Annotated in this window: 3 protein-coding genes; all 3 read left to right on the top strand. The window is 74.0% G+C overall.

Annotation, left to right across the window (positions count from 1 at the left end; translation table 11 throughout):
- Window positions 1-126: 126 nt before the first annotated feature.
- The gene (locus GRC12_RS43390) at window positions 127-1278 is read left to right on the top strand and encodes a sensor histidine kinase (protein WP_208785942.1); all 1152 of its coding nucleotides are present in this window, start codon (window positions 127-129) and stop codon (window positions 1276-1278) included.
- On the top strand, window positions 1275-1961 hold the full coding sequence (locus GRC12_RS43385) for a response regulator (protein WP_208785941.1): 687 nt from the start codon (window positions 1275-1277) through the stop codon (window positions 1959-1961). Before GRC12_RS43390 ends, GRC12_RS43385 begins: the two co-directional genes overlap by 4 nt.
- Window positions 1962-2026: 65 nt before the next feature.
- The coding region (locus tag GRC12_RS43380) for an SRPBCC domain-containing protein (protein ID WP_208785940.1) at window positions 2027-2812 on the top strand (786 nt) is incomplete at its 3' end.

The raw sequence follows: 2812 nt of genomic DNA, 5'->3' as shown, positions 1-2812 counted from the left end.
CGCCCCGAATCCCCCACTGGTTGGAAAGGCGCCCCAACCCGCGCGGCAACCGCGCGGTTCCTGCAACTTCCGCGGTACCGCGAAAGGTTGACGCCCCGCCTCGCGCACCGGGGTTACGCTGCGGCGATGCGGATCCACCCCCTCGTGGTCGACGGCCTGATCACCGCGGCGCAGACGACCGTGGCCGTCCTGCTCGGCCGGGAGTCGGCCGCCCAGGGGTGGCCCGCACTCGACGCGCTCGGCTGGAGCCTGGTCGCCCTGTGCAACCTGCCCACCGTGCTGCGCGCCCGCGCCCCGGTGGCCGTCTGCGTCTTCGTCGACGCCTGCGCGATCGCCTACGTCTCGCTCGGCCACTGGCCGGTGGTCAACTCCTTCGGCCCGATGCTCGCCTTCTACACGGTGGCGTCCCTGCGCCCGTTGCGGACGACCGCGGTCTGCGCCGCGCTGATGGCGGGCGTGTGGATCTACGCGGGGCTGGTGACCCAGGGCAGTTCGATGGCGTCGGTGGCCGCGCAGTCCGTCGCGTACCCGGTGGTGCTGTGGTGGTTCGGGCACACCGCCCGCCGGACCGCCGACCTGACCCGGCAGTTGAGGGCCGAGCAGGCCGACCGGGCGCGCCGTGAGGTCGCCGAGGAACGCGTGCGGATCGCCCGCGAGCTGCACGACGTGGTCGCCCACCACATGGCGGTCATCAACGTCCAGGCGGGCCTCGCCCGTTTCGTGTTCACCTCCGACACCCGAACCGCGCGCGAGGCGCTGGACACCATCGCCGGCACCAGCGGCGAGGCACTCGCCGAACTCCGCCGCATGCTGGGCCTGTTGCGGGCCGACGGAGTCTCCGGCGCCGACAGCGGCCCGGCCCCCGGACTCGGTCAACTGGCCGAAATGGTCGAGCGGGTACGCGCCGGCGGCGTCCCCGTCGACCTCCGCGTCACCGGTGAACCGCGCCCCCTGCCGCCCGGCGTCCAGCTCTGCCTCTACCGCGTGGTCCAGGAAGCCCTGACCAACGTGCTCAAACACGCCCCCGGCGCCCACGCCACCGTCGAACTCGCCTACCGCGCGGGCGAGATGGCGGTGTCCGTCGTGAACGAGGGGGAGGGGGTGATTCCGGACAGAAAGCAGGAACGCGGCGGCCACGGCTTGATCGGGATGCGGGAGCGGGCCAAGCTCTACGGCGGGACGATCGTCGTCGGCCCGCGCAGCGAGGGGGGATTCGGCGTGCATCTGACCCTGCCGACAGCGCCGGCCGCACGCCGTGAGGACGCCGTCGAGGAATGACCGACACCGGCAACGCCCCACCGCCGATCAGGGTGCTGGTCGTCGACGACCAGTTCCTCGTCCGCGGCGGACTCGTCGCGCTGCTGCGCGCCGCCCCCGGCATGGAGGTCGTCGGCGAGGCGGCGGACGGCGCGGAGGCCGTGCGGCTGGCCGCGAAGACCCACCCGGACGTTGTCCTGATGGACATCCGCATGCCGGGCATGACCGGCATCGAGGCGACGGAACGCATCCTCGCGGCCGCGACCGACCCCCCGCCCCGCGTCCTCGTCCTGACCACCTTCGACCTCGACGAGTACGTGTACGGGGCCCTGCGCGCCGGTGCCTCCGGGTTCCTCCTGAAGGACGCGGGCCCCGAGCGCCTGCTCGCCGCGGTGACGGCCGTGCACGGCGGCGACGCGCTGTTCGCGCCCGTGGTGACCCGGCGCCTGGTGGAGGCGTTCACCCGCGCGGCCGACCTCCCCGAACCCCCGCCGGGTCTCGCGGCACTGACCGGCCGTGAACTGGAGGTGCTGAAGCTGGTCGCGCGCGGTCTGACCAACGCGGAGGCGGCGGACCGCCTGTTCATCAGCGAGGCCACGGTGAAGACCCATCTGAACCGCACGATGAGCAAGCTGGGCCTGGCCAGCCGGGCACAGGTGGTCGTGATCGCGTACGAGACGGGGCTGGTGACGCCAGGGGGTTGAACCGGCCGCGTCACTTTCGGCCAACGGGGGTGCAGCCTGCGAACCCGTGGGTAGGCTCGGCGGCTATGGAGCATGACGTGTTCGTTCCGGTTCCGGCCCTGCGGCTGAGGGAGGCGCTCGCCGATCCCGCGAGGGTGGCCCGGGCGGTTCCCGGGCTCCAGCAGGACGCCGGGGCCGAACCCGTCTCCGGGCGGCTGAAAGTGCGCGTCGGCAGCCACTCGGTCACCTACCGGGGGACGCTCAGGGTCACGGCCCGGGACGACGGGTCGTACGCCGTCGAGGGCGACGCCACCGAGACGCGCGGCACCGGCTCGGTGAAGCTGGCGCTCACGCTCCGGGTGACGGCGGCGGAGGGCGGTTCCACGCTGGTCTTCGAGGGGACGGCGTCCGCGGACGGGCGGGTGACGGAGCTGCCCGCCGACGCGGTGGGCTCCGCGGTGACCCGGCTGCTGAACCGTTTCGCGGAGAACCTGGCGGCGACGGAGGAGCCCGAAGGGTCCGAGCAGCCCGAGCCGCCGGCCACGCAGAGGCCGCAGGCCGCGGTCACCGACGACCACGAGACCACGCCGGACGCGGACGACGAGCCGGCGCCCGGCCTGGCGTCCGTCTTCGACACCGAGGTGCCGCCGCCGTCACTCGATCCGGTGGCCGAGGACGCAGAGGACGCGGAGGACGCCGCCGACACGGAAGAGGCGGAGGACGCCGAGGACGCCGAGGACGAGGCGGCGGGCGTCCCCGAGGGCTTCGCCGAACCTCCCGCCGAGGCGGCCCACGCCCGGCGCACGATGATCGGCCGCAGCGCCGAGGAGGTCGACCACGCCCCGCCGCGTGGCCGCTACGCCCCCGTGCCC

This window comes from Streptomyces griseorubiginosus (assembly GCF_017614965.1).
GTDB classification, from domain to species: Bacteria; Actinomycetota; Actinomycetes; order Streptomycetales; family Streptomycetaceae; genus Streptomyces; species Streptomyces griseorubiginosus_B.
The sequence above is the reverse complement of the archived record's forward strand: the minus strand, read 5'-3'. Positions and strand labels throughout refer to the sequence as shown.

Bases quoted from the DNA above. Each gene is read 5' to 3' on its own strand.
- GRC12_RS43390 (WP_208785942.1), top strand. From the start codon at position 127: ATGCGGATCCACCCCCTCGTGGTCGACGGCCTGATCACCGCGGCGCAG.
- GRC12_RS43385 (WP_208785941.1), top strand. From the start codon at position 1,275: ATGACCGACACCGGCAACGCCCCACCGCCGATCAGGGTGCTGGTCGTC.